3 protein-coding genes are annotated in these 2,989 nt (G+C 62.9%); 1 reads left to right on the plus strand and 2 read right to left on the minus strand.

The genetic code is table 11. From position 1 onward, the window contains the following. The coding region (locus EN906_RS29095) for an amino acid ABC transporter substrate-binding protein (RefSeq protein ID WP_164777436.1) at positions 1-676 on the minus strand (676 nt) is incomplete at its 3' end. Positions 677-998: 322 nt separating this feature from the next. Between EN906_RS29095 and EN906_RS29100 the strand changes: the two genes are divergently transcribed. After that, a complete protein-coding gene (locus tag EN906_RS29100; RefSeq protein ID WP_023814301.1) occupies positions 999-1,862 on the plus strand; it encodes an RNA polymerase factor sigma-32 in 864 nt (287 codons plus the stop codon). Between the two features lie 24 nt (positions 1,863-1,886). Here the strand turns inward: EN906_RS29100 and EN906_RS29105 are convergent. Continuing rightward, positions 1,887-2,989: M48 family metalloprotease (locus EN906_RS29105; RefSeq protein ID WP_127375567.1), on the minus strand; the 1,103-nt coding region annotated here is incomplete at its 5' end.

Raw genomic sequence — 2,989 nt, forward strand, 5'->3', positions numbered from 1 at the left:
GCTCCGGATCGCCCATGCGCACGATGACGCCGGAATAGTCGGCGTTTTCCTCTTGCGCGGCAATCTTCACATTGGCGTCGGGCTTGTGCTTCTTGAAGTCGAGGAACGACAGGCTGTCATTGATCGTGGCGTCGGCGCGGCCGGTCAGAAGCAGCTGGATCGACTGGTCGAAGCCATCGGTGCCGACCAGTTCAGCGCCGTTCGTTTCGGCCAGCTTGCCGAAATTCGAGGTCAACGACTGCGCCGACTTCTTGCCCTTGAGATCGGCGAAGCTCTTGATGTCGGTGTTGTCGCCGCGCACGATCAGCACCGCCTTGGAGGCGATGTAGGGATCGGAGAAGTCGTACTTGGCTTTGCGGGCATCGGTGATGCCCACCTGATTGATGACGGCGTCGTAGCGATTGGCGTCGAGGCCGGCGATCAGTCCATCCCACTTGCCTTCGAGGAATTCGGCCTGGACACCAAGCTTCTCGGCAATCGCCTTGGCGATTTCGACGTCGAAGCCGACCAGTGCACCGGACGTGTCATGGTAGGTGAACGGCGCATAGGTGCCTTCCGTGCCGATCTTGATGACACCGGCGTGCTTGATCTGGTCGAGATTGGGGCCGGCATGACCTGAAGCGACAGCCAGGGCCTGCAGCGTTCCGGCGATAATGAGCGACTTGAGCCATTTCATTTTTCTGTGATCCCGTCCTTGGCCGGCTGGCCGGCATATTTGTGAGCGCTGGAAACTGACAGATGCAAGCCGAAAAAATAAGGAACAGGATTTCAAAAACGGCGGGTTTATGAAACCATATTCTCTAAACGGCACTTTCCACTCGTGATCGCTGCCATCTCAGACCTTCTGAGAATCCTTCAGGCAACACAATCGCGCCGCCGCGGTCGCGGAACCTTTCCCGCGCATGGCAGTTCTGGCTGTTCTAGGGCACGACGCCGGCATTTCAACCCGGGCGGCAGCCAACTTTGCAAAGTCATTCGCACCACCCAGGGAGCGCCTCATGATGGAAGACACGGCAGGACGGATCATGGTCCGCGCGGCAATGAAGGCTCCCTACCTCGAGCGTGACGAAGAGCATCGGCTTGCATTGCTCTGGAAAGAGGACAACGACCAGAACGCGCTGCACTCAATCACCGTCGCCCATATGCGGCTGGTCATTTCCATGGCCTCCAAGTTCCGCCATTACGGCCTGCCGCTCGGCGATCTGGTCCAGGAGGGTCATGTCGGATTGCTCGAGGCCGCCGCCCGCTTCGAGCCGGAGCGCGAGGTGCGGTTCTCGACCTATGCGACATGGTGGATCCGCGCCTCGATGCAGGACTATATCCTGCGCAACTGGTCTATCGTGCGTGGTGGCACCAGCTCGGCTCAGAAGGCGCTGTTCTTCAACCTGCGACGCCTGCGCGCGCGGTTGGCGAATGGCACGGAGCCGCTCTCCAACGCCACGCTCTATCGCGAAGTGTCGGAGGCGCTTGGCGTCTCCGAAGCCGATGTGGCGATGATGGATTCGCGGCTCTCGGCGCCCGACTCCTCGCTCAACATGCCTATTGCCGACGATGCGGGTTCGACCGAGCGCATGGATTTCCTGATTTCGGACGATCCGCTGCCCGACGAGATCGTCGGCGACAAGATCGATGTCGCGCGCCGCTCGCTCTGGCTGAGGGAGGCGCTTCGCGCGCTCAACGCACGGGAGCTGAGGATCATCGAGGAACGGCGGCTGAACGACGAGGGCGCGACACTCGAAGCGCTCGGCGAAACCCTCGGCATCTCCAAGGAACGCGTCCGCCAGATCGAGGCCCGCGCCATGGAAAAGCTCAAGGTCGCATTGGTGAAGCAGAATCCGGAGTTCATGGCGACTGCCGCCTGAACGGCGGCAGGCGTCCAGCGGCGCCTACTTGTCGGTGACGATCTTGACCTTGTCGCCGGCCGAAACCGCGGCACCGGGCGACAGCGCGTTGAGGACGCGGAACAGGTCGAGCTTGCGGTCAACGCCGACCATCTGCGCCGAAAGCGAACCCATCGTCTGCCCAGGCTGGACGGTGACGACGCGGATGTGCAGCGGCTTCAGCGCCGCCTTTTCGGCAGCACTCAGAATCCGGAACGAGCCGCTTACCGAACGGGCGATCGTGTCCAGAGACGTGCTGGCGGAAGGGGCCGCGGTCAGCAGCCGGTAGACTTGGCCGCCAGCGCGGATCACCGCTATGTCGAATTGCCAGCCTTCGGCGCCGGCATGCGCGGTCGCCGCCTCATTGCCGTTGATGGTTTCCTGCTTGACGCTGCTGTCGACGAGACCAGCCACCCAGCCGCTGCGGATATAGTCCGTCAGCGCCCGGTTCTTGTCGATAGAGACGCCATCGAAACGGATCGCTATGTCGCCGGGGCCGGTGGCCGTCACCGCTGCCGCCGAATTGTCGATGATGAAGCCGTCCGGCACCGTGAACGACACGCCAAGGCCCGGGTGCAGGAAGGTTTCGCCGCGCACATAGCCTTCCTCAGGCGTGTCGCCATAGAGCAGGCCGTCTATGCCGGCGAGGAAGGAATCGCGGTCGCGCGTGCCGACGCCCGGCGCGCCGAACTGGCGAGCATGGCGCTGCGCCAGATCGATGCGCTGCGGCGTGTTGGGGTGCGTGGCCAGGAAGTCCAGGCTGGCGTCGGTGGCGCCGCTGATCGAGCGGAAATCGGTATAGGCCGACATCGATTGAAGGAAGCGGCCTGCGGCGAAAGGATCGTAGCCGGCCTCGCCGATCGACTTGATGCCGATGGCGTCGGCTTCCAGCTCCTGGTTGCGCGAAAATTGCGCCAGCCTCAGCTTGCCGCGGATCAACGCCGCCTTGGCGGTCGGGCTGTCGCCGAGCACATCGGAAACCACCTTGGTCGCCAGGCCTTCCTCTGCCTCGAGCTGTTGGCGCTGCAGGCCGTGATTGGCAGTGACGTGGCCCATCTCATGCGCGATGACAGCGGCAAGCTCGGCCGAATCATTGGCCAGCGCCAGGA

This window comes from Mesorhizobium sp. M7A.F.Ca.CA.004.06.1.1 (assembly GCF_003999135.1).
Lineage (GTDB): Bacteria > Pseudomonadota > Alphaproteobacteria > Rhizobiales > Rhizobiaceae > Mesorhizobium.